Source organism: Enterococcus salsurae (genome assembly GCF_054784955.1).
The window spans coordinates 107,491-129,288 of sequence record NZ_BAAHWY010000006.1 but is presented as its reverse complement, the minus strand read 5'-3'; the positions used below and the strand labels follow the sequence as shown (position 1 = coordinate 129,288).

Below are 21,798 nucleotides of genomic sequence, written 5' to 3'. Positions count from 1 at the left end.
AAACATATGAAAAATATTCGGTTGTATTTGATTTCAGATTCAGTTGGCGAAACGGCCCAAAAACTGATTACAGCAGTTTCTGCACAATTCCCAACAATTGATTTATCCGACATTCAGTTGTTTCCATTTATCAAAGATGAAGACAGTTTGACAGAGATTTTGAAAGACGCATTACTTGAAAAAGCCATCGTAGTGACTACGTTAGTGAACAAACACTTAGTCGCTTCCGTAGAAACATTTGCTCATCGTACGGGGTTGAAGTATGTGGATCTGATGTCACCTTTGACCCATTTGATCGAAGCCAGCTTCGGGGTTCCTGCGGTCCAAGAGCCTGGTGCGATCCATCGTTTGAACCAAGCATACTTTAGCCGCGTCGTAGCCATGGAGTTCGCAGTCAAATATGATGATGGCAAAGACCCCCGTGGTTTTCTTGATGCCGATCTGGTTTTATTGGGGGTTTCTCGGACATCGAAAACACCATTGAGCTTGTACTTAGCGAACCGTGGTTATAAAACAGCCAATCTGCCTCTGATTCCAGAAGTGGCGTTGCCGCAAGAAATCGCTGCACTAGACTCTAAAAAAATGGTCGGTTTGACAACGAGTGCTGAGGCATTGGCTGCCATTCGCCGCTCTCGGATGCTCTCGCTGGGGTTAAAGGAAGATACCAACTATACAAGTTTGGAGCGGATCAAAACAGAACTTGCTTATGCGGAAGACTGGTTCCAAAAATTAGCCATTCCGATCATCGATGTAAGTCAACGGTCAATTGAAGAAAGCGCCTTATGGATCGAAGAAGGCCTCAAAGGCAACCACTATGACTGACGCAGAGAAACTCGCCTATTTGACAGAGATCATCAATTTGGCTGCCATCCAACAACTGCCTAAAGCAACTGAACATTTCGTCAGTGATCTGCATGGCGAATATGATGCCTTCGACCATATTTTACGCAATGGCTCCGGTCGTATCCGTGAAAAAATCACTGCTTTGTTCGGTGATACATTGTCTGCAAAAGAGCAAACTGAACTGTGCTTTCTGATTTACTATCCCGAAGAGCTTTTGCAAGAAAAACAATTAGATGATCATGGTTGGCAAACGCTGATGGAACAATTGGTGACAGTTGCCCGCTATACATCCAGCAAATATACTCGCTCAAAAGTCCGAAAAGCTTTGCCGCCTGCCTTCGCCTACATCTTGGAAGAGCTGCTGTACCAATACGATGCGAACTTCAATAAAGAAGCCTACTACAATGCCATCTTTGAACAAATCATTTCTTTAGATACCGCACCGCTTTTTTGTCAAGAATTGGCCTTTTTGATTCAACGTTTTGTCGTTGATCATTTACATGTCTTAGGTGATATCTATGACCGCGGTCCCGCACCTGATAAAATCATGGATCGTCTAATGACATTGCCTTCTCTTGATATCCAACTGGGCAATCACGATATCCTGTGGATCGGCAGTTATTGCGGCTCGCTTCCTTGTTTAGCCAATGTGCTGCGTATAGCAGCGCGTTATGGCAATTTAACATTATTGCAAGAGGGATATGGCATCGATTTGTCTGCTGCCATTGCATTTAGTCGCAAGCATTATAGCGAAAATCCCGCTTTTTATCCGCGAGATGCGGTCGATGCATTATCTAGGGAACAAAAACAAGATGCCATGCTGCTGCAACAAGCCTTTACGATCATTCAATTTAAACTAGAAGCTGCAGTCATTCAAAGGCATCCAGAATTTAATATGCACGATCGCTTGTTGCTGCACTTGATCGATGCCAATCGGCGGACTATCCACATGGATGAAGATTATCCTCTGATCAACGCATGCTTTCAAACAGTAGATAGCAAAGAGCCCTATCGTTTGACCACTGACGAAGAAGCGGTCATCAATGATTTGATGATGCAGTTCCATGCCTCTCTAAGATTAAAACAACATCTCCATTTCTTAGCGGAAAAAGGAACACTGTTTCACCTATCCAATGGCAACCTGCTCTTTCATGGCTGCATTCCTTGTCAAGAAAATGGTGCATTCCTCCCCTTTACCTTTGGTGAAAAAAGCTACCAAGGCAAAGAATTGCTGCTCTTCTTTCAAAAGTGTATGACCCAAAGCTTAGCCGCACCTCACATTCAAGATGACTTGGCAACCGATATGATTTGGTATTTGTGGTGCGGGGAAGGTTCATCCTTATTTGGCAAAAAAGCGATGAAGACATTTGAACGCTACTTCATTGCCGATTCTGCAACCCATCAAGAACAAAAAAATGCCTACTATACTTTGCGAGAAGAGGAGAATTTCTGTTGTCAGCTATTAGAAGCTTTCGGTTTGGCCGCAACGGGGCATATTATCAATGGCCATACACCTGTCAAAGTGCGTATAGGGGAAACACCGATCAAAGCCAACGGCCGGTTGTTGGTGATCGATGGCGGATTGTCCCGTTCCTATCAATCCGTCACTGGCATCGCCGGCTATACATTGTTGGCAAATTCTTTCGGTATGACCTTGGCTGCCCATCAATCGTTCACAAATCGCCAAAAAGCGATCGAAGAACGCATCGATATCGTGAGTCAAAAAAGATTGGTTGTCCGTCAAAGCGAACGAATATTGGTCGCGCAAACGGATATCGGTGCGCAATTGCAAAAAGAAAGCACCGACTTGCTGACTAAACTAAAACAGCAGCACCACCAAACATAACTCGTTGGTGATGCTGCTGTTTTGTTGTAGACAAAGATGCGTTTACAGCTCCTTAGAACTGTGAAAAGCTTTTAGTTTTTCCAATGCTTGTAAAACAAAAATCAATACCAGAATAGCCAGTGCCAAGAATAGTGTTTCTAATCCTTTTCCTTGTGCCAATAGCAGTTCTCTTAAAATCGCTGTGATACTGATCAAGATCAAATATCTGACCGGTATATGGTGTCCTTCTTTTACGTATCGCAATAACATCAAAATGATTTCTAATAAAATAAACAATGTCGCAATTTCTTCGATCAATAAGGACAAATCGCTCACTTCGCTTAATGGAATGACATGGAGCACGATTTTATAAATGGCTTCAGCCATTACGACCAAAACAAGCAAGACCAATAATCCCAGCATAATATCAACGATCACACTGATCATTTTTTCAAAATGTTTAAAATACCTTCCCATACGACGCCTCCTTTGAGATTATTATAGCGAAAACTACGCAATTTCATTCTAGATATGCTTACAAATCAATCGATTTTTTCCCGTCAAAAAACACCTTACCGGATCACTTCTTACCCATTGACTAGATGCAACGACAGAAAGGATCACCAAACGAGGTGTTTTCTTATTTATTTACATTTACGACTGCTTCATGCTGATTCTTTGTATTTGATGATCCTTGCTCAATTGGATTTTCGATTGCCAAATCAGAATTGCCCGTATTTTCTTCCTCTGCTTCTTCACTACTTGAAGTGCTTGTCGAAGATTCTGAACTCGTGCTGCTGGAAGAACTAGATTCAGAAGAGGTTGTATGTGTTTCTGATGTACTTGAAGAACTGCTGGATGTACTGGATGTTGATGATGTACCAGATGATTCTGAATCAGATAGACTACTAGAAGAGGAGGCGCTGCTCTGTACTTCTTGCGAAGATGATGTGCCCTCTTCGACCGTCGACTGACTGATTGACTCTGAAGACACATTCGATGATGATGCCTCTTCACTTTGCGGATTTGTACGGATTTCACTATATGTACTAACACTTGCTTCATAGTAGATGCTGCTGGTGTTTGTTGTTTCAGCAGTCGAACTGCTTGCCGTTTGGACAGGGGCTTCAGAAGAACTGCTGGTCGCATTCCGCACGAAAGGTGCTGCTACGAATGCATTCGCATTTTGATTGATGGCCATACTTAAGAAAACAGCAACGCCACAACTGACAAGCGCTGATTGTAAATTAAATTTGAATTTCATCGTCTGCCCTGCCTCTCTCCATTTTTGATGGCTAGATTTCATACAACAAACTATCTTCTATCTATATTATACAAAAAAAGACCAACGTCAACAAATTAAGTTTTGTTGTCAAAGATGTCAAAGTTTTATTGAAGGTTTTTTTCAAAAAAAAATCAAGTATCTGAAAACCATCTGACGGCTTGCAGATACTTGATTGCTAGACATAGTCGCTTCAATCAACTACTGGCGCTCAGTAATTGATCATAAATTACGCAAATGATTCGGGTCATGGATCGGCGCTTCGATATCACTATCTCCGAAACGTGGTGCAGGTTCAACCGATTCATCAGGGAACGCTGTCTCTCCCGGAAGTGGCGTATCGATTGTCATTGATGCATCAGAATCGCCTACTTTATCCATTGGTCGGTAATCATAGACCCCTACAATTAGTTTGTTTTGTTCAATATCACTCCGATAACCAAATAAAGGATCGTCTTCGTTCTCAAAGTCATGATTCCCAAAGGAAAAAGCATCTTTGATTTTTTCCCAGAGTGAACGGTCATGTTCATTCGCTGCTGCTTCTTCTACATCTACATCCGTTATCGTATCTAAATCAAATTGATCAATCACAGCCTGGTTGGCATATAGCATGATGTCATCTTTGCCATACCCTTCATTTGTCAATTGTTCAATCACCGGCAATGCTTCTGTGCGCGTATCGTAACTACCAATAATCGTTAGGTTTCTCTTTGTCATTTGAAATCCTCCTTATTATATTTACGTTTCGCTCGCTAAGATGTATGAGTGATCCGTTGTGTCATCAACTGAATCTACCTCTTTATTGTAACGCAGGATAATAAGATGTCACAAATGATTTGATTGCGCTTACGACCCTTTGTAAAAAGATCAGCCGTCCTCATGCTATAGGTAACTCCCTTCATTTTCTCCCAGTAATGCTGTTCCACGGTATACCTTAACGAAAAAAAGAGCTTAGTCAATGACTAAGTCTCTATATGCGTCTTTGTTAATACATTTTTTTTGATCTATGGATAAGTGATAAGTTTTACTTCGCTACAATCAATTTCTGCCCGACATAAATCACGTTGCCACTTAGTTTGTTCCAAGAAGTGATGTTGCTGATACTGGTATTATATTTTTGTGCTAAAGCCCATAAACTGTCACCCGATTTAACAGTATAATAGGTCGTTGTTGAACTGGTTGAAGCATTTGATGTACTAGTTGAGGCGGAAACCGTTGTTAAATAGGCACCGCTGACCCAACCTTTGCCAGATACATAATACCATTTATTTGTCCCGTTCACGGTTGTCCCCGTCTTGGTTGCTGTTACAGTAATCGTCGTCCCCTTCGTTAGAGAACCAGCAATTGAACTGCTAGTGGAGGCATCTGAACGAATATTCAATGTATCCGTGGTTTTCATTTTTTGATTGATCGATGAGGACGAATTAGATGAACTCGATGAATCATTTACGCTTGTCACGTAGGCCCCACTGATCCAACCTTTGCCTGACACATAATACCATGTTTTGTTGCCATTGACGGACGTCCCTGTTTTCGTATTCGTCACGGTCACAGTTGCACCTTGTGTCAAGGTTGCGACAACACTACTGCTAGTTGAAGCAGAAGATCGAACATTTAATGCTGCCGTCGTCTTCATTTGTTGATTGGTTGTTGTACTGCTGTTATCGGAACTGTTTGATCCACTGCCTGATCCGCTATTAGAGGTATTCGAAGATACTTCTGTAAGATAAGCACCACTGACCCAACCTTTACTCGACACGTAGTACCAATTTTTGTTGCCGTTGACAGATGTCCCTGTTTTTGTCGCTGTGGCAGTCACTGTCGCGCCATTTGCAAGAGCGCCTACCACCGTGCTAGTAGTGGAGGCATCTGAACGAATATTCATTGCCGCTGTCGTCTTCATCTGCTTATTGATTGCTGTGTTGCTACTCGTATTATTACTTGATTCGCTGTTGTTGCTGGATGAATCACTGCTGACTTTGGTTAAATACGCACCGCTGACCCAGCCTTTACCCGCAATTTTGTACCAAGTCGTATTACCATTTACCGTTGTCCCCGATTTTGAGGCAGTGACTGTGATGGTTGTATTTGCAGCCACAGAGCCAGTGATGGTTGCGCTAGTGGTGGCATCTTGGCGTATATTCATCGCTGCGGTTGTCTTCATTTGTTGATTGATAGCTGTTTCATCTGAAGCCACATTATCGTTGCTGCCACTATTACCACTGCTGCTTCCCGTATCATATTGCGTCAGATTATACGTACTGATCAAATTATTTAGTTTGCTTGCATAAGAAGTATCGGTGGCATATCGCCCTTGAAGCCAAGCAGTTGCTTGTGTGTAAGAAGTGGTATTGCTTTTCCAAGCGCCACTATAATAGTAATTGCCACTTGAAAAACTTGTGTTTCTCAAGACATAAGCATTGTCTTGAAATGATTCCTTCAGTGAAGGATATTTGCGGAATTTGGCACTGATCAAATAATAATTGCCTGATCCATCGTCTTCATATGTATTCATCGTTACTGACTCACCATTGTAACTGCCCTTGATACCAAACATATTATTGGCAGTAGTTGTCAATGTCGATGTACCCCAACCAGATTCTAAAATGGCTTGTGCCATCATCACAGAAGCATACAAACCATTGGCATCCGCTACCTCGGTTGCATAACCGCAAATCTGCGCAATAAACCCCGTGGTATCGATGGCTGTCCTCGCTAAAAGCGCTCGGCTGATCGCTGGTACGGTCGTTGTTTCAGTCGTATCAACTGTATCACTACTTGTTTCTTCCTCAATTGTTGCGGTTTCACTTGATTCAGTTGTTTCAATCACCTCAGAGCTGGTTGTTTCATTCTCGTTGTCGCTTGTTCCTGTCACTTCGGACTGATCGGTAGTCTCAGAAACGACTGTTGATTCTGTTGTATCGACAGCTGACGTGTCCGTCGTTTCTACGCCTTGTGCAGCAATTTCTGCTTGGGTATCTTTCGATCCGGTTGTGGCGCTTTCAGCCGCATGTCCTAGTGTTGGGATAAAGGTTGACCCCGCAACGAGAGTGGTAGCAACTGTGATACTTTTTTGGGTATATTGTGTACGTTTAAGACGTTGTTCCAATCGACGTCGTTCTTTGCGTAATGTCATTTGATCCCTCCGAAAATTTCATTTTACTCATCCTTTCCATTGTAACATGATTTATTAAAAAAAGGTGGTTTAATATGAATAAATGATGAAGGCCATTTGCCATCTTCTCATACTGAAACAGTGCTTATTTTTTGAAGAAAGACTGTTTTTTCACTGTCGATCCGGACACTTTAACAATCAAAAACAGCGGTACCCGCTAGGATCACCGCTGTTAAATATGCTATTCAATTCTGACTGCAGGTTTTTTGGCTTTCTTGAGAATGGCATAAAAAATCGTTATAGCAAGCCCTGCCACTGCTAAAAAGATTGCCGTGTAGAAAGCTTTTGTAAAATCACCCTGATTGTTGGCTGCTATACTGGCTGCTGCGCGAGGACCAAAGAAAGCGGCGGTAGAATATCCAATAAATACAATACCATAATTGACACCCTGATTGGCGGCTCCATAGTTTTCCATCACGATTGCCGGAAAGACACCCATCACACCACCAAAGCATAGACCTAAACCGATGATCCCGACGGTGAAAATCGGGGTGGATCGTCCAATCGTTAAGATGAATAATGACAGCGCAACAACACCATAAATGATCATCAATGTTTGGGTTCGGCCGATTTTATCAGAGACAGTGCCCCATATGACCCGACCAAGACAATTGCTTAATGAATATAAACTGACATAAATAGCTGCTACGGCAGGCGTTAAGCCATACATACTTTGACCGATCACAGAAGCATTTGACGCAATCATCAAGCCGGAGAATGCCCCAGCACACATCATGACGAGGACGAAATAAAAAATAGGGGTTTTCAACATTTCTTGCCAAGTATAATTGATTTGCTGCGGTTTGGCCGCAACCGTAACTTGCCAACCAGCAGGTTGAAAATCAGCGGGTGCTTTTTTGATAAATATCGTAGCTGCAATAACAACCACAATATAAGCAATCCCTAATAAACGAAAGGCAAAAAGTACATCATGACTTTCAATCAAACGATTGGCAATCGGTGCTGCAAGAATCGCTGCACCACCCATTCCAGCTGTGATCAACCCCGAAGCCAATCCACGTTTATCTGGGAACAGACGAATCGTGTTACTAAGACAAGCCGAGTAAGCAAACCCTTGTCCCAGACCTGCCATGATTCCATAGGTGACATAAAGCATCGTTGGTGACGTAGCAAAGCCCGTCAAGAAGAAGCCCAATCCAAACAACACGCCGCCAGATGCTATCACCCATTTAGCCCAACCACGGTCTGTCAATAGACCGCCTAAAATCATCGTGATCGGTCCAACTGCGGCATTGATCGTAAAAGCCATCATAATTTCTGGCATTGTCCACCCTTTTAACTGACTAAGAGGCGCTGCAAATACACTAAAGGCATACACTGCCCCTGTACATAGCAGCACCGCTGTTGATGCCGCCAAAATTCTCCAACGATGAATCGTGTTTTCCATATTTTATCCTCCATTCTTTGTGTTCCATTTTCATTGTTCGTTTCTTCACAAATACACATTGAAAGAACGTACGCAGATGTCAAACTGCGTACGTATTTTCCTATTTACACATGTTCTGCTACGGCTGTATTCCCTGCAATGCGGCCGAAAGTAAAGATATCTGTCAATGAATTTCCGCCTAATCGATTGCCTGCATGGATACCGCCAGCTACTTCTCCTGCCGCATATAGTCCTTTGATGATCTGTCCATCTTCCGTCAAGACATGGGTTTGCGGATCGATTTTCAAGCCTCCCATGGTATGGTGGACGGCCGGTTTGCGTGGTGTGGCATAAAATGGCGCTTGAACAACTTTCAAATCAAAGACATCTTTGCCAAAATCAGGATCTTTTCCTGCGTCGACATAATGGTTATAGGCTTCGATTGTCTTGACTAAAGTATCCGGTTCAACCTTGATTTGGCGCGCCAAATCTGCCAATGTATCTGCCCGGAACAAGGTACCTGCCGCAACTTGCTTGTCGATTTTTTCTTGGTTTGTATTATAAGCGGTTTTTTTGATTGCTTCATCTGCAATCAAATAGAACAGCCCGCCATTGTCAATCGCTGCTTGCGTCAAGACATCTCGGCTTTCATATTCATTCACGAAACGTTCGCCTGCTTGATTGACCATCACAAAGTTTGCTGGCGGCACTTGCAAACCGCTAAATAAAGCACCCGTATTCGGATCGGACACAGGCATCATTTGTGAAAAACCCATGCCTACTAAAGCTGCACCAGCACGCTCGCCTAACTTGATCCCATCGCCTGTGATTGCCGGTGAATTAGATGTCTTGATGTCATCTTCAATGTTTGTCCAGTAGGTATTATACTGCTTCAACATTTGCGTATTGGCACCAAAACCACCTGATGCGAGTACAACAGCCTTCCCATAGATCGTCACCTTTTGGCCATTTCGCCCTTCTCCAACGATGCCTACGACTTGACCCTCTTCAATGATCAAATCTTTTACAGGTGTATCTGTCAAAATTTGACCACCATGAGCATCTACAAAATCATGTAGCGCGGAAACAAAGGCGTACCCTTCATTTTTGACAGGTTTATGTCCTCGGCGCCATTTGGCGCCTACCGGCATATCCACATGTTTGGTATCAAACTCAACACCGATTGCTTCCAACCATTTCACAGAAGCCAATGCTTCATCCGTTAGAATTTTGACTAGGTTGTAGTCACCATAAATAGGTCGGCCAGACAAATCTTTACGTTTGCCACCCAAGTATGTTTGGATTCGATGCCATAAAGCAGAATCAAATAAGTATTCTTCTTCTGGCGTTGTTTCAGATAAATAATGTTCGATCTGCGCTTTCAACAATTGAACATCAGCAAGATATTCTGCATCGATTTCTGATTCATCCAGCGTTAAGATTTCTTCTAAGGCACTTCGTTCCCCTGGCAACGCAGCAAAACCGTTTTGCCAGGTTGGATCTGCAGCATTCATCGGTCCACCTGTGCGTACAGTATTCCCACCTATAGCTGGGAATTTTTCGACTACGATGACGTTCTTTCCTGCTTGCAGCACGCTGGCCGCCGCACTTAGTCCAGCACCACCACCGCCTACAACGATGATATCTGTGGTATAGGTCTCGTCTGCTGTTTGCAATGCACTAGCCGCTTTTGGCCGTTTGCGCAATACATCAGGATTGGCTCCCGCCATTTTCACAGCTTTGGCCACACCATCCACCACACCATTGCTTGTCACAGAAGCGCCTGAGATCGCATCGACATTTAAAGTCTGACCTTCGATGATTTCTTGCGGGATTCTGACAAAAACAACATCAGCGATCCCTTCTGATTCACCAGAAGTATCAATATCGATTGCTTCGATCCGTTCTTCACTCACAGTAACCACCATTGGCAAGTCACCGTTATGTCCCGGTGCCGTCACTGTATATGCTCCTGGTTGATAAGACACTTCTTCCGGTACATTTAAAATGTTCGCCACTTCAGTAAAACGAATAAATTTGCGGAAACAACTTTCAAGAAAATCGATCGTGCGCTGCTCCTTCAGATTCCCGTCTTCATCAAAAGCTTGATGGGCACGGCCTAATAAGAACTCATTTCCTGGCATAACTGTCGCATTGACACCCGGTGCATCTAAAATTTGTCGCAGATGTAATTGTGCCCGTGACGATCCTTGGATATCATAAGAAGCACCTACGATCATCACAGGTTTCCCATCAAAAGGATGAATGTTGAAAGAAAGCCATTCTAACACACTTTTTAAAGCCGAAGGAATGGAGTGGTTGTGTTCTGGAGTAGCAATAATCACACCATCTGCCTCCATAATTTTGCTGTTCAGCGTTTGGATCACAGGATGATTTGTTTGGTCTTGTGTTTCATTGAACATAGGTACATCTTTAATTTCTAAAATCTCAATTTCGGCAAGGGAAGAAAACGCCCGCTGCATAAACGCGACTAATTGCCGATTGGTGGATCGTTTGGCATTGGTACCGATCAAACCTACAAATTTCATGGATGATTCCTCTCTTTCTATGCTTGTTCCCAAGAAAATGTCGTGGCACGTTCTTTGGCGGTTGAGTAAGCATCAACCAGCTGATTGGTAATCTTAACGAACAGAAGAAATTCATTGAAACAATCGTCGAGCTCTGCAACTTTGTCTTGATCTATCAACTGTCCCTGATCATCAAACGCTTGCATCGAGTGACCCAATAAGAATTCAGCACTCGGCATAATCCGTGCTTTCACTTCTGGTGCATCCAAAATTTGGCGCAAATGGGCTTGTGCTCGTGATGACCCTAAAGCGCCCAATGACGCACCAGTGATCATGACAGGCTTATCGATCAAAGGACGCGTGGTATACGATAGCCACTCGATTGCACTTTTTAAGACCGCCGGAATCGAATGATCATATTCAGGTGTACTGATGATTACTCCATCTGCAGCAACGATTTTGTCTGATAAAGCTTGTACTTCAGCAGGTGCTGTTTTATCATCAGGTTCATTGAATGCCGGTAAATCAGCAATTTCACATATGTCGATTTCCGCTTGTTCTTTAAAATGCGCCTGAATGAACTGCAGCAACCTGCGATTGGTCGAACGCGTTGAGTTGGTGCCAACGATAGCGATTAATTTCATTATCATCTCTCCTATTTGTGAATGTATTAACAATATTAACTAAAAAAAAGCAATCAACAGTCTAGCCTCTCACTGCCGCTTCCCCAAGACTCTTTGTAACAATGAAAATTTGACTTTTGATATCAAGGATTACATGTTGTTGCTCTGAAACTGCCCTTGCACATGTTAGTGTATGCCCAAAATAATATTTTGTGAAATATTTATTTAACTATTCAACTATAACAATTTTGTTATAATGGAAGAACAAAGGAGGGATTTCGATGGCACTAAAAGATTCACATCTGATGCTACAATATTTGGACAGCCTTTTAAAACATAGCAATTATACGAAAGCAGCCAAAGACCTGTATATTTCTCAACCTTATTTGACCCAGACCATTCAGCGATTAGAACAAGAGTTAGGGGCTTCGATCATCAATCGGCAAACAGGGCATTTTCAATTGACAGAAGCCGGAAAACTCTATTACCAGTACCTTGAAACGTTAGAGTCCGAATCAGCAAAGTTGAAAAACCGTTTATCTTGGTATACGAATGCAGAAAAACATACATTAAGACTAGGAATATTGCCAAGTTTGGGTGCTTATTTGCTGCCTCACTTTTTACCTGCTTACCAACAACTGTTTCCAGAAGTCAATTTCTTTTTGCGCGAAGATTTACCGAAACAAAACGAACAAAAACTGTTGAACGGACAATTGGATTTCTTTATTGGTCAAAATCCAGAAACAATTGCGCCTAACCTAACAGTCTATAGTACAAATAAAGAACGCTATTTAGCGATCATCCCTGCCACATCCCCCCTCTATCAACCAAATATCCGGTATTTAGCTGAAGAAACGCTCACGGTGAAAAAGGTATTACAGCAGCCTTTGATTTTAACAGGGAGTGGTTCTGCCATTCGCCGGCAAATCGATCAATTACTGCAGAAATACAAAGTGGAGCCAATGATCATGCTAGAAAGCAGCAATGTCTATACCGTCGCTGCTTTAGCGGAAAGCGGCTTAGGGGTCGCTATCGTTCCTGAAAGTGTCTTACAGGCAGCGATCCCTACTGACTTTAACTTGTACCCTTTGCCAGAAGAGCAATTGTCTTTAACCTATTTTATTACCCATCAAGCAGCGCGTGCTTTATCTAAAAGCGAACAATCCTTGATCGATACCTTTATAAGGAATATATAGAATAACAAATATTTCAAACCGCTTTTCAATTAAATAACACCCCCAGCGGATTTTCGCATCTGCTAGAGGGTGCTTTTCTATCCTACTGTTTCTATCAAGTTTGCCATTTCCCTCGGATAGAGCAGCTCTCCTTGCTTGGTGATGAGCAACCCCGTGATTCCTCTCAAAGAAGACAACGTTGACAAAATCTGCTGGGGTGATTGTCCAAATAGGCGGGTTGTCCAAATTTCCCCATCCACAGACTTGTCTGAAACGATGGTCAAACTCGCTAATTCCGTCGTCAATGGAAAGCCGGTTTGACGGTCAAAAATGTGATGATACGTTTTGCCATCCAACTGAAAAGTGCGTTCGTATACGCCTGAAGTAACAACAGACTTATTCTGCACCTTCAATGCGGCGGCAAAATTCCCCCGTGGCAAAAACGGATTTTGGATACCCACGCGCCACGAATGATCAGCATGCCGCGGTGCATCGCCATAGACTAGGACATTGCCACCCAAATCGATCAACGCAGCTTTCACATCTGCTTGTTGGAAATAAGCCATCAATTGATCGGCAAAGAAGCCCTTCGCTACGGCGCCTAAATCAATTTGCATACCAGCCTGTTTCAATGCCACTGTTTGCTGTCTATGATCTAGAATGATATTCTCAGGATCACTTAACGGCAGCAGGGTCTTGATTTTATCCGTTGCAGGTAAATGTGCATCGGCAAAGCCAATTCGCCACTCCTGCACCAATGGCCCGATAGCAATATTCAAATAACTGTCAGGTGCCAGACTATGTTGTCGTGACAAATCGATCAATGCAAATAAATCAGCTGGCACCCAAACGGCCTGTTTCCCAGCTTGTTGGTTGATGCGACTAAGGGTCGCTTGAGGATCATTGGCACTAAATCGTGCTTCAAACAATTGGGCTTGTTTCTGTGCTTCATCTAAGATTGTTTCAGGTGTCTCGTGCACCACTTCGACCGTTATCACAGTCCCCATTCCGCGAAAGACTCTTTTCTGATGTTCCATCTCACTTCGCCCCGCTTTCTTCCTTGCTATGATAGCAGTTTTCTTGAAAAAAAAGTAGCCTGATCTTGCCGCTTTCTCCTTACGCTTTTTTCGTAAGATCGCGGTGAGATTTCAAAGCGCACAAAAAAAGGCTGTCCAGTATGGGCACAGCCTTTCGTTGTTAGTGTCTGCTAGCGACTCAATGATAAAAGTCAAAGCGTCCTTTCGCTAACACTTCTTTCACACCACCTGTTTGATACAAGGAACGGTCCATAATGGCTTTTTTGACAAAAGAAGCTGGATAGCCCTTCACAGCCATTTTCCCTACTAAACCAAATGCATGGGTATTGCCAATCGATGCCACAGAGCCTAAGGATTCAAAATGGAAATCAGTAGGCTGTTCACCATTCATTTGACGTAGAATATTCTTCGCTGCATGATGACCCATTTTTAATGCAATTTGAGCGGTGGTAGGATACGGACGATTGGTTGCTGGATCTAATACAGCGGACACATCTCCAACAACATAGACTTCTCCATGATCAGGATCAGTCAAAGTTTGATCCACCATCACACGGCCACGACGGGCAGAAAAATCGGAAGCAGCCATGACATGACTCCCGCTGACACCAGTTGTCCAAATAATCGTTTTGGCACTAAGCGCTTCTGTGGCACCAGTTTCTGCATCCGTTTGATAGATCACAACACCTGGTTTGATTTCTTTGATTGGCTTGCCTGTCAAGAAATTGACGCCCCATTTCACCAAGTTGTTGATACCATAATCAGACAGCTTTTCTTCAAACATAGGCAACAACCGCGTAACCGCCTCTACGCAATACAATTTGATTTCTTCTGGTTTGACACCCGCTGCTTTCGCAAACGTTTTGCGGTTCTCTACGAGAGAGCCTAACAACTCAACGCCTGTGAATCCTGCACCGCAAACCACGATTTTCAATAAGTCTGGATCTTTTGTTTGTTGATAGTCTTGCATTTGTTTTAGTAAATGATGATAAATGGCTTCTGCCGAATCGACATCGACCATTTCTAAAGCATGTTCTTCCACACCTGGTATCCCAAATGATTCTGATTCAAAGCCTAAAGCCACGATCAGATAATCATAAGTGCGGGTCGTTTGGTCTTTGAAGGTGATCACTTGTTGGTCACGGTCAATCGTTGCGACTTCTTTTTGGACAAATGTCGTTTTATTTGTCTTCACAACATCCATAATAGGATAACTGATACGATCGCGGGGTTGCGTGCCCGCAGCAACTTCATGGAGATCCGTTGCTTCATAATGATAATCGTTTTTGTCGATCAGGGTGATATGAAAATCCCCTTTCGCTCCTTGTAATACGTGTAAGGCACGCAAACCAGCGTATCCTGCGCCTAAAATGACAACTTCCTTCATGTTTCTTTACTTCCTTTCTTTCTTGTAAAAATTATAAAATCAAACCAAGCGCGAACGTGATCACTTGTACAAAAGCACCGACAGCTAAGATCCGTACTGCACAAATGAAAGTTTCCCTTTTGACTTGTTTTTCCATTAATCGTTTTGTCTGTTGCCAGACAAAAGGTGCCGCTAAGAAGGTCAGAACCACTGACCAAGGGGCAATATCCAAGACTACAGCAGCAAGGATCGCCACGAAAGCAAGGATATTCATCACCGCAAAAAGCCGTAGTGCTTGAGGCTTCCCTAGATAATGCACCAGTGTATAGCGATTGTTCTTTTCATCTTCGTCCAAATCGCAGATATTGTTGGCCAACATTAAGTTGGCGATCCACAATGTATTGGGTAAAGAGACTAAGAAAATACTGCCAATGGTGGCAACATTCCATTCAAATACCTGATAGGCATTTAGATACACACAAATCAGTGAGATCATGAATCCCATCGTAAACCCTGAAAAAAACTCACCTAAAGGTAAACTTGATAAGGGACGAGGACCCGAGGAATAAAAAATCCCCACCAAGTAACAATACAACCCCATCCAAAATAATGGCCAGCCAACCACGATTGCTAACCCAATACCCATCAAGGCTGAGAGGGTGATCATCGATACCATCAACCAAAAAACCAACCTGACGGATAACTGTTCCCGACCGATAATATTGGTTTTTTCCTTGTAATCATGGACTTCTGTCGCGTGATGGTAGTCATTATAGTTGTCTAAAATATCAACAGCCATATTGAAAATCAGCATCGCCGCAAAATAAAGCAATACATAGCCCAAATGAATCGATTGATAATTGTACCAGCTATAGCAAATTCCGATAAAAAAAGGCAAAATACTGGCAGTTTTTGCTTTAAATTCCACAAGTTCTAAAAATACTGAGAGTGTCACAAATTCACCTCCTTTAAAGAGTGCATTAAACTAGTCAATCCCTCGTCTTTAAGCTAGAATAAGGGCTGAATGACTGTTAGAAAGGGTTATACTATGTTTGACTTTTGGAACGATTATCCGACGATCGATGAACGATTAAAAAAGGTTTGTGCGATCATCGAAGAACGCGTAACTGTACGGAATAAAGAGATACAAGATGTTTTGATCGACTTTACTTATTCAGGTGGAAAAATGCTGCGGCCAGCGCTCTTTTTATTGTTTGCTGACTTAGGCGATCCCCATTATAAAAAAACCGACCAATTAACAAAGATTGCTGCTTCCTTGGAAATTTTGCATATGGCGACCTTGATCCATGACGACATTATTGATGATTCACCGTTGCGGCGAGGCCGGACCACGGTTCAAGCAAAATATGGCAAAGACATTGCAGTGTACACGGGTGATCTTTTGTTCACCCAATTTTTTGAGTTAGTGATTGAAAGTATGAACGGATCCGAGTTTCTGATGACCAATGCCCAAGCGATGAAGCAACTGCTTTTAGGTGAATTAGACCAAATGCACACACGGTATAACGTCAATGAAACCATTGATGAATACTTGCAAAGTATCAACGGTAAGACGGCTGAGCTATTTTGGCTCGCTTGCTTGGAAGGCGCGCACTTCGGTGGTCTATCTGAAACAGACCAGCAACGCGCAGGCAAGATTGGCCGTAATATCGGCATTGCCTTTCAAGTCTTTGATGATATCTTGGACTACACTTCAGATACAAGCACCTTGAAAAAGCCAGTTCTTGAAGATCTCGCACAAGGGGTCTACACATTGCCTTTGTTGTTTGCCAAAGAACAAGCACCCGCAGCTTTTGCTCCTTATCTGAATAAAAAAGAAACTCTTTCAGTGGATGAAGCACAAGCAGTCGCTGACCTTGTCAACACCTATGATGGTGTGAAAAAAGCTACTGATTTTGCGGTAGCCTATACACAAGCAGCGCTTGATGCCATCGATCAACTTCCCGATAAACCAAGCAGAAAGAAAATTCGATCATTGGCTGAATTGCTCCTACAGCGCGCCTACTAATCAAGGAAGCGTCCATCATAAATGGACGCTTTTTTTATACGTCCTTACATACGTCCTTGATCGATTGCCAACAATTGTTGGAAGTGTGCATTTTCAGCAGCCAGTTGCGCTGGTGTGCCACTCATCGCCAACTGACCGTCTTCAATAAAAATGACACGATCCATCATTGAGATTCCTTGTAAATGGTGCGTGATCCAGATAATCGTTTTATCATTCAACACGTTAAAGAAGGTTTCTAATACACTTTGTTCAGTGATCGGATCTAGGCCAACCGTTGGTTCATCCAATAAGATGATTGGTGTATCTTTCAACAAAATACGCGCAAGTGCTAACCGATGTCGTTCTCCTCCAGAAAAACGCAGCCCCGCTTCATCGACCATCGTAGCCAATCCTTCCGGCAGCGCCGACACCATTTCCTTCAGACCCACTTGTGCCAACACTTGCCAAACCTCGGCTTCAGAAGCAGCTTCATTCCCAATTCGCAAATTATTCAAAATCGTCGTATGAAACAAGTAAGGGCTTTGGTTGATGACCCCAATGACATCACTGATACTGTCACCAAAATCAGCAACAGGTTGCCCATTGATCAAAATCGTACCTTTAGTCGGTACTAGATCCCCCCGAAAGAGTGAAGCAAATGTACTTTTCCCTGAACCACTACGACCAAGAATCGCTAATTTTTGATGTGCACCAATGGTCAAGTCAAAGCCATGCAAAACTTCTTTTCCGGACGGATAATGAAAATGTAAGTCACTGACCGTCAGTTCAATTGGTCCATCAGGCTTGTCAACGACCGTTCCTGATTCACCCATTTGCTCATTTGGCAATGCATTGAAACGATCGATCGAATCTTTATACACATTCGTTTCTTGAGCAGCAGCGGGTAAAGGTGCAAAGGCATCGATCAATGGGAACACACACAGCACAAAGGCGGCGATCCAATTGGCCAGCCCACCATAAACACCTGGGAACCGTCCACTGGCCCAAACCAGCAGCGCTACTGCGATCACGCCAAAAATCCCTTGCAATAAGAAATCCCGTCGGCGGTCGAATGCCTTGATTTTCTCATCTACTTGATGTAGTTCAGTTTCTAGTACTTTGTGTGCCTCCACGTATTCCGTTCCACGTTGGGAAAAGACCCAATCTGACACACCTAATACATTGTCCGTCAATGTCGTATACAAATGGTTTTTCATTTGTTTTTGTTTTTCTTGACGGGCACCATTGATGACCACAGACCATAGCGGCAAAACAAATACCACGATCCCCAGCAACAGCAACATGACCAAAGCAAACCACACCGAAAAATAACCTAAGCCAATAATCAAAAAGATATATAAGATCCACGCAATCACTGTTGGGAAAATCGTGCGTAGATACAGATTTTGGATATGGTTGATATCTTCAGCCAATAAACCGAGGATATCCCCTGTACGATGGGCTTGTTTAAAGAAGATCGCATCTTTTTCAACCACATTGTATAACTTCAACCGCAGATTTGACGTCATACGCAATACCCAACTATGGCTCGTCAATCGTTCTAAATAGCGAAATACCGGTCGTCCAATCCCGAATGCCCGTGTCAATACAATGGGAATATAAACCAGCAAGATATTTTCAGGGATCGAAGCAGATCGACTGATCAAGAAGCCAGAATTAAACATCAGAGCGCCGCCGCAAAAGAAGGTCAAAAAGCCCAAAAACAAAGCCAAAGCCAAGACATTCTTATATTTCGTCAAGAATGGTTTGACCCACGTATCGGTTTTCAACGACTGAAATAACCCAATTTTATTCAAGCTGTTCCCTCCTCATGCCACGAACCAAGTCCGTAAATGCGCCTTGTTTTTCTTGTAGTTCTGCGCGTGTGCCTCGCTCAACAATCTGCCCTTGATCCATTACAATGATCTCATCCATCTCTTCCATCCAGTGCAAGCGATGCGTGGCAAAGAAAACCAAGCGGTTCTCCATCAAAGGCAGCATACGTGCCTTTAGTGCAACTTCTGTTTCAATATCTAGATGCGCGGTTGGCTCATCAAAGAGCAGCACTTTTCGCTCCTGATCTAAGAAGGCACGGGCTAAGGCAATCCGTTGCGCTTGTCCCCCGCTAAGGTGACGTTCTCCTTCACCGAGCATCGTATCCAAACCTTGCGGCAACTCTTCCAGCAGCTCAGTCAGACCAGCAACCTCGATTGCCGCTAACACTTGTTCCTTCGTTGCAGTAGGTTGGTAGAAGGCCACGTTCTCTTGGAGCGTCATCCGATAGATATAAGGATTTTGCGGAATATAAATCAATTGTTCTTGCCAATCAGGTTGGCGTAGTGCTGTTACATCAACGCCATCAATGTCTATCTGACCTGAAGCAGGAACAAAAAAACCACTCAAAAGATTGATCAACGTGGACTTTCCAGATCCGCTTAAACCGATGATACCAATTTTTTTAAACCCTGTGACAGACAAGTCAATGTCAGACAACGCCGTTTTTTCTTCGTAATCAAAGGACACGCCTGACAGGGATAGGTTGGTTTGTTCTTGCCAGCGTGGGATTGAAACGGCATCGATTTCTGCTTCTGGTTGATTCAAAATTTCCGTAACTGCCGTCATTGCATTTTTGCCATCTAATGTTGCATGATAATCACTCGAAAAATCACGAATCGGTAAAAAATACTCCGGTGCCAAAATCAGAATCGTCAATGATGGAAACAAGAAAATCCCTTCATTGATCAGCCGCAACCCTAGTAAAACAGCAACGACTGCAATAGATAAGGTGGTAAAGAAATCCAATGCAAAGGTCGATAAAATCCCGACTTTGAGTGAGTCCATGGTAGCTTTTCTAAAACGTTCACTTGAAGCAAAAATGCTTTTGCCATATTTTTGACTCACACCAAACAACTTTAATGTATCGATTCCTCTCAACGTATCAATGAAATGGTTGGACAATAGTTGAAACGTGCGGTATTGTTTTTCGGCTTTGCTTTGCGCGGCATAGCCCAAGATGATCATGAAAATAATGATCAAAGGAAAGACCAACAGCAAAACCACACCTGATTCCCAATCAAGGTAAAAAACCAACGCCAAAATCACCCATGGAATGATGGACATATTCATGATCTTCGCCAGAATCAATTGCAAGTAGTTCTCTACTTGATTGATCCCTTCCAAAAGCATCGTAGTGATATTCCCTGTCCCTTGTTGCTGCGCAATTTGAGGTCCTACACGAAAAAGTTTTTCTAAAAGTTGATCTCTCAAAGCGGCAGATTGTTGGTAACTATAGGTATCTAGCTTTTGTGAACGTAGATAAATCACGCCTTGCCGAGCAATAAACGAACAAAAGAACAGCAGAATCCAGCCCCACTGTTCCTTTAAAGGATGTCCTTCCCATAAGCCAGTGATAGCACTTGCCAACCCATAGGCCTGCCCAATAATGAAGAGTGCTTGCAAGAAAGATAATCCTGCAAGCAAACCCAATAACTGCTTCATTCCAGGGAGTTTCATGATTTGTTTGTCAATCATTTATATCCCTCCAACGCCCCCGTATGCTTGATCCGTTTCCGGAAAATGTAATAGCTCCAAGCTGTATACGCCAATACAAAAGGCAAAATCGTTAATGATAAATAGCTCATGATTTTCAAGGTATACCGACTTGAAGAAGCATCTGCTATCAGCAAGTCATAACTTGAATCTAGGGAACTAATCAGCACACGGGGGAATAATCCCGTGAAAATCAAGACGACTAACGCAATCAACGTAAACCCACTGGCTAAAAATGCGGTCATTTCCATCCCTTTGAAGACACTGAAGTTCGCTAAGATAGTCAACAACACGATCACGATCAGCAATCCTAGTGTCGTCGCAAAGTGAAGGTCAAAGAAATCTGTTTCAAAATAGAGCATCACAGCAAATACGATCAATCCTGCATACAAAATACCATAAAAGACACTCGCATAATTGCGTGCCCGTGCCCGAATCGGTCCTTCCGTTTTCAAGGCAATATAGTTCAAGCCATGCAAGTAGCACAATAACGTCATCGCAATACCGCCTACCACAGAAAATGGATTGACATAATCTGTAAATGTCGCTGTCATATTGCCATCAGCATCCAAAGGCATCCCTTGTATCAACGCAACAAACATCAAACCGAAGAAGAAAGGCACCATCGTACTACCGATCGTCAACGTCCAGTTCCAGATGTTTTTGCGTTCTTTCGGGAAGTTTGCCCGAAACTCAAAGGATACGCCGCGAATGATCAAACCGACCAAAATCAACAATAAAATCAAGTAAAATCCACTGAACAATGAGGCATACCAGTATGGAAATGAAGCGAACATTGCCCCGCCTGCCGTCAGCAGCCATACTTCATTGCCGTCCCAGACAGGCCCAATCGTTTGCACGATTTGGTCTTTCTCATCTTCATTATGGGCCAATGTCTGAACAGACATCCCTACACCAAAGTCAAATCCTTCTAAAAAGAAGAAGCCTGAGAATAAAATCCCAATCAATGTAAACCACAATAATTGTAAACCTGTCATCC

17 protein-coding genes are annotated in these 21,798 nt (G+C 43.1%); 4 read left to right on the top strand and 13 right to left on the bottom strand.

Features of this window, described 5'->3' with window-relative positions:
• Positions 1-6: 6 nt before the first annotated feature.
• Positions 7-822 (top strand): pyruvate, water dikinase regulatory protein, encoded by an 816-nt coding sequence (locus tag ACYVRS_RS13935; RefSeq protein ID WP_312542358.1) that lies wholly within the window; start codon positions 7-9, stop codon positions 820-822.
• Positions 815-2,689 (top strand): fructose-1,6-bisphosphatase, encoded by a 1,875-nt coding sequence (locus ACYVRS_RS13930; RefSeq protein WP_313538204.1) that lies wholly within the window; start codon positions 815-817, stop codon positions 2,687-2,689. The genes ACYVRS_RS13935 and ACYVRS_RS13930 overlap by 8 nt, the downstream gene beginning before the upstream one ends.
• A 42-nt stretch (positions 2,690-2,731) precedes the next feature.
• Here the strand turns inward: ACYVRS_RS13930 and ACYVRS_RS13925 are convergent, their stop codons facing one another.
• The 7 genes from ACYVRS_RS13925 to ACYVRS_RS13895 form a co-directional block, all read right to left on the bottom strand.
• Entirely contained in the window at positions 2,732-3,145 is a 414-nt protein-coding gene (locus ACYVRS_RS13925; RefSeq protein ID WP_054116966.1) for a phosphate-starvation-inducible PsiE family protein, read from the bottom strand.
• 163 nt (positions 3,146-3,308) lie between these two features.
• On the bottom strand, positions 3,309-3,932 hold the full coding sequence (locus ACYVRS_RS13920; protein WP_312542355.1) for a hypothetical protein: 624 nt from the start codon (positions 3,930-3,932) through the stop codon (positions 3,309-3,311).
• Positions 3,933-4,172: 240 nt separating this feature from the next.
• Positions 4,173-4,667 carry a general stress protein gene (locus ACYVRS_RS13915; protein ID WP_312542354.1) on the bottom strand — a complete coding sequence of 165 codons (495 nt, stop codon included), beginning with the start codon at positions 4,665-4,667 and terminating at the stop codon, positions 4,173-4,175.
• Positions 4,668-4,974: 307 nt separating this feature from the next.
• Positions 4,975-7,086, bottom strand: a complete 2,112-nt coding sequence (locus ACYVRS_RS13910; protein ID WP_313538206.1) for an SH3 domain-containing protein — start codon at positions 7,084-7,086, stop codon at positions 4,975-4,977.
• 220 nt (positions 7,087-7,306) lie between these two features.
• The gene (locus tag ACYVRS_RS13905; protein WP_312498654.1) at positions 7,307-8,533 is read right to left on the bottom strand and encodes an L-lactate MFS transporter; all 1,227 of its coding nucleotides are present in this window, start codon (positions 8,531-8,533) and stop codon (positions 7,307-7,309) included.
• Between the two features lie 104 nt (positions 8,534-8,637).
• Positions 8,638-11,061 (bottom strand): flavocytochrome c, encoded by a 2,424-nt coding sequence (locus tag ACYVRS_RS13900; RefSeq protein ID WP_313538207.1) that lies wholly within the window; start codon positions 11,059-11,061, stop codon positions 8,638-8,640.
• Positions 11,062-11,078: 17 nt separating this feature from the next.
• The gene (locus tag ACYVRS_RS13895; RefSeq protein ID WP_054116957.1) at positions 11,079-11,684 is read right to left on the bottom strand and encodes an NADPH-dependent FMN reductase; all 606 of its coding nucleotides are present in this window, start codon (positions 11,682-11,684) and stop codon (positions 11,079-11,081) included.
• Between the two features lie 260 nt (positions 11,685-11,944).
• Between ACYVRS_RS13895 and ACYVRS_RS13890 the strand changes: the two genes are divergently transcribed.
• The gene (locus tag ACYVRS_RS13890; RefSeq protein ID WP_461203577.1) at positions 11,945-12,859 is read left to right on the top strand and encodes a LysR family transcriptional regulator; all 915 of its coding nucleotides are present in this window, start codon (positions 11,945-11,947) and stop codon (positions 12,857-12,859) included.
• A gap of 77 nt (positions 12,860-12,936) precedes the next feature.
• On the opposite strand, the gene ACYVRS_RS13885 is transcribed toward ACYVRS_RS13890, so the two are convergent.
• The 3 genes from ACYVRS_RS13885 to ACYVRS_RS13875 all read right to left on the bottom strand — a co-directional run bounded on the left by ACYVRS_RS13885 (position 12,937) and on the right by ACYVRS_RS13875 (position 16,196).
• A complete protein-coding gene (locus ACYVRS_RS13885; protein ID WP_461203576.1) occupies positions 12,937-13,875 on the bottom strand; it encodes an FAD:protein FMN transferase in 939 nt (312 codons plus the stop codon).
• Positions 13,876-14,053: 178 nt separating this feature from the next.
• Positions 14,054-15,262 carry an NAD(P)/FAD-dependent oxidoreductase gene (locus ACYVRS_RS13880; RefSeq protein WP_312498661.1) on the bottom strand — a complete coding sequence of 403 codons (1,209 nt, stop codon included), beginning with the start codon at positions 15,260-15,262 and terminating at the stop codon, positions 14,054-14,056.
• 31 nt (positions 15,263-15,293) lie between these two features.
• Entirely contained in the window at positions 15,294-16,196 is a 903-nt protein-coding gene (locus tag ACYVRS_RS13875) for a prenyltransferase (RefSeq protein WP_461203575.1), read from the bottom strand.
• Between the two features lie 93 nt (positions 16,197-16,289).
• Between ACYVRS_RS13875 and ACYVRS_RS13870 the strand changes: the two genes are divergently transcribed.
• Positions 16,290-17,270 (top strand): polyprenyl synthetase family protein, encoded by a 981-nt coding sequence (locus ACYVRS_RS13870; protein ID WP_461203574.1) that lies wholly within the window; start codon positions 16,290-16,292, stop codon positions 17,268-17,270.
• 44 nt (positions 17,271-17,314) lie between these two features.
• Here ACYVRS_RS13870 and cydC read toward each other — a convergent pair whose 3' ends face one another.
• From cydC to cydB, 3 genes are read right to left on the bottom strand one after another with little or no spacing between them, the layout of a single operon-like run.
• On the bottom strand, positions 17,315-19,066 hold the full coding sequence (gene cydC / locus ACYVRS_RS13865; protein ID WP_461203573.1) for a thiol reductant ABC exporter subunit CydC: 1,752 nt from the start codon (positions 19,064-19,066) through the stop codon (positions 17,315-17,317).
• Positions 19,059-20,780: a thiol reductant ABC exporter subunit CydD gene (cydD, locus tag ACYVRS_RS13860; protein ID WP_312499563.1), complete on the bottom strand. Its 1,722-nt coding sequence runs from the start codon at positions 20,778-20,780 to the stop codon at positions 19,059-19,061. The genes cydC and cydD overlap by 8 nt, the downstream gene beginning before the upstream one ends.
• Positions 20,777-21,796 carry a cytochrome d ubiquinol oxidase subunit II gene (gene cydB, locus ACYVRS_RS13855; protein ID WP_054116949.1) on the bottom strand — a complete coding sequence of 340 codons (1,020 nt, stop codon included), beginning with the start codon at positions 21,794-21,796 and terminating at the stop codon, positions 20,777-20,779. The genes cydD and cydB overlap by 4 nt, the downstream gene beginning before the upstream one ends.
• Positions 21,797-21,798 lie beyond the last annotated feature (2 nt).

What these genes read in the sequence shown, in the direction of transcription:
- ACYVRS_RS13935 (WP_312542358.1), top strand. Translation starts at nt 7, where the DNA reads ATGAAAAATATTCGGTTGTATTTGATTTCAGATTCAGTTGGCGAAACG.
- ACYVRS_RS13930 (WP_313538204.1), top strand. Translation starts at nt 815, where the DNA reads ATGACTGACGCAGAGAAACTCGCCTATTTGACAGAGATCATCAATTTG.
- ACYVRS_RS13925 (WP_054116966.1), bottom strand. Translation starts at nt 3,145, where the DNA reads ATGGGAAGGTATTTTAAACATTTTGAAAAAATGATCAGTGTGATCGTT.
- ACYVRS_RS13920 (WP_312542355.1), bottom strand. Translation starts at nt 3,932, where the DNA reads ATGAAATTCAAATTTAATTTACAATCAGCGCTTGTCAGTTGTGGCGTT.
- ACYVRS_RS13915 (WP_312542354.1), bottom strand. Translation starts at nt 4,667, where the DNA reads ATGACAAAGAGAAACCTAACGATTATTGGTAGTTACGATACGCGCACA.
- ACYVRS_RS13910 (WP_313538206.1), bottom strand. Translation starts at nt 7,086, where the DNA reads ATGACATTACGCAAAGAACGACGTCGATTGGAACAACGTCTTAAACGT.
- ACYVRS_RS13905 (WP_312498654.1), bottom strand. Translation starts at nt 8,533, where the DNA reads ATGGAAAACACGATTCATCGTTGGAGAATTTTGGCGGCATCAACAGCG.
- ACYVRS_RS13900 (WP_313538207.1), bottom strand. Translation starts at nt 11,061, where the DNA reads ATGAAATTTGTAGGTTTGATCGGTACCAATGCCAAACGATCCACCAAT.
- ACYVRS_RS13895 (WP_054116957.1), bottom strand. Translation starts at nt 11,684, where the DNA reads ATGAAATTAATCGCTATCGTTGGCACCAACTCAACGCGTTCGACCAAT.
- ACYVRS_RS13890 (WP_461203577.1), top strand. Translation starts at nt 11,945, where the DNA reads ATGGCACTAAAAGATTCACATCTGATGCTACAATATTTGGACAGCCTT.
- ACYVRS_RS13885 (WP_461203576.1), bottom strand. Translation starts at nt 13,875, where the DNA reads ATGGAACATCAGAAAAGAGTCTTTCGCGGAATGGGGACTGTGATAACG.
- ACYVRS_RS13880 (WP_312498661.1), bottom strand. Translation starts at nt 15,262, where the DNA reads ATGAAGGAAGTTGTCATTTTAGGCGCAGGATACGCTGGTTTGCGTGCC.
- ACYVRS_RS13870 (WP_461203574.1), top strand. Translation starts at nt 16,290, where the DNA reads ATGTTTGACTTTTGGAACGATTATCCGACGATCGATGAACGATTAAAA.
- cydD (WP_312499563.1), bottom strand. Translation starts at nt 20,780, where the DNA reads ATGATTGACAAACAAATCATGAAACTCCCTGGAATGAAGCAGTTATTG.
- cydB (WP_054116949.1), bottom strand. Translation starts at nt 21,796, where the DNA reads ATGACAGGTTTACAATTATTGTGGTTTACATTGATTGGGATTTTATTC.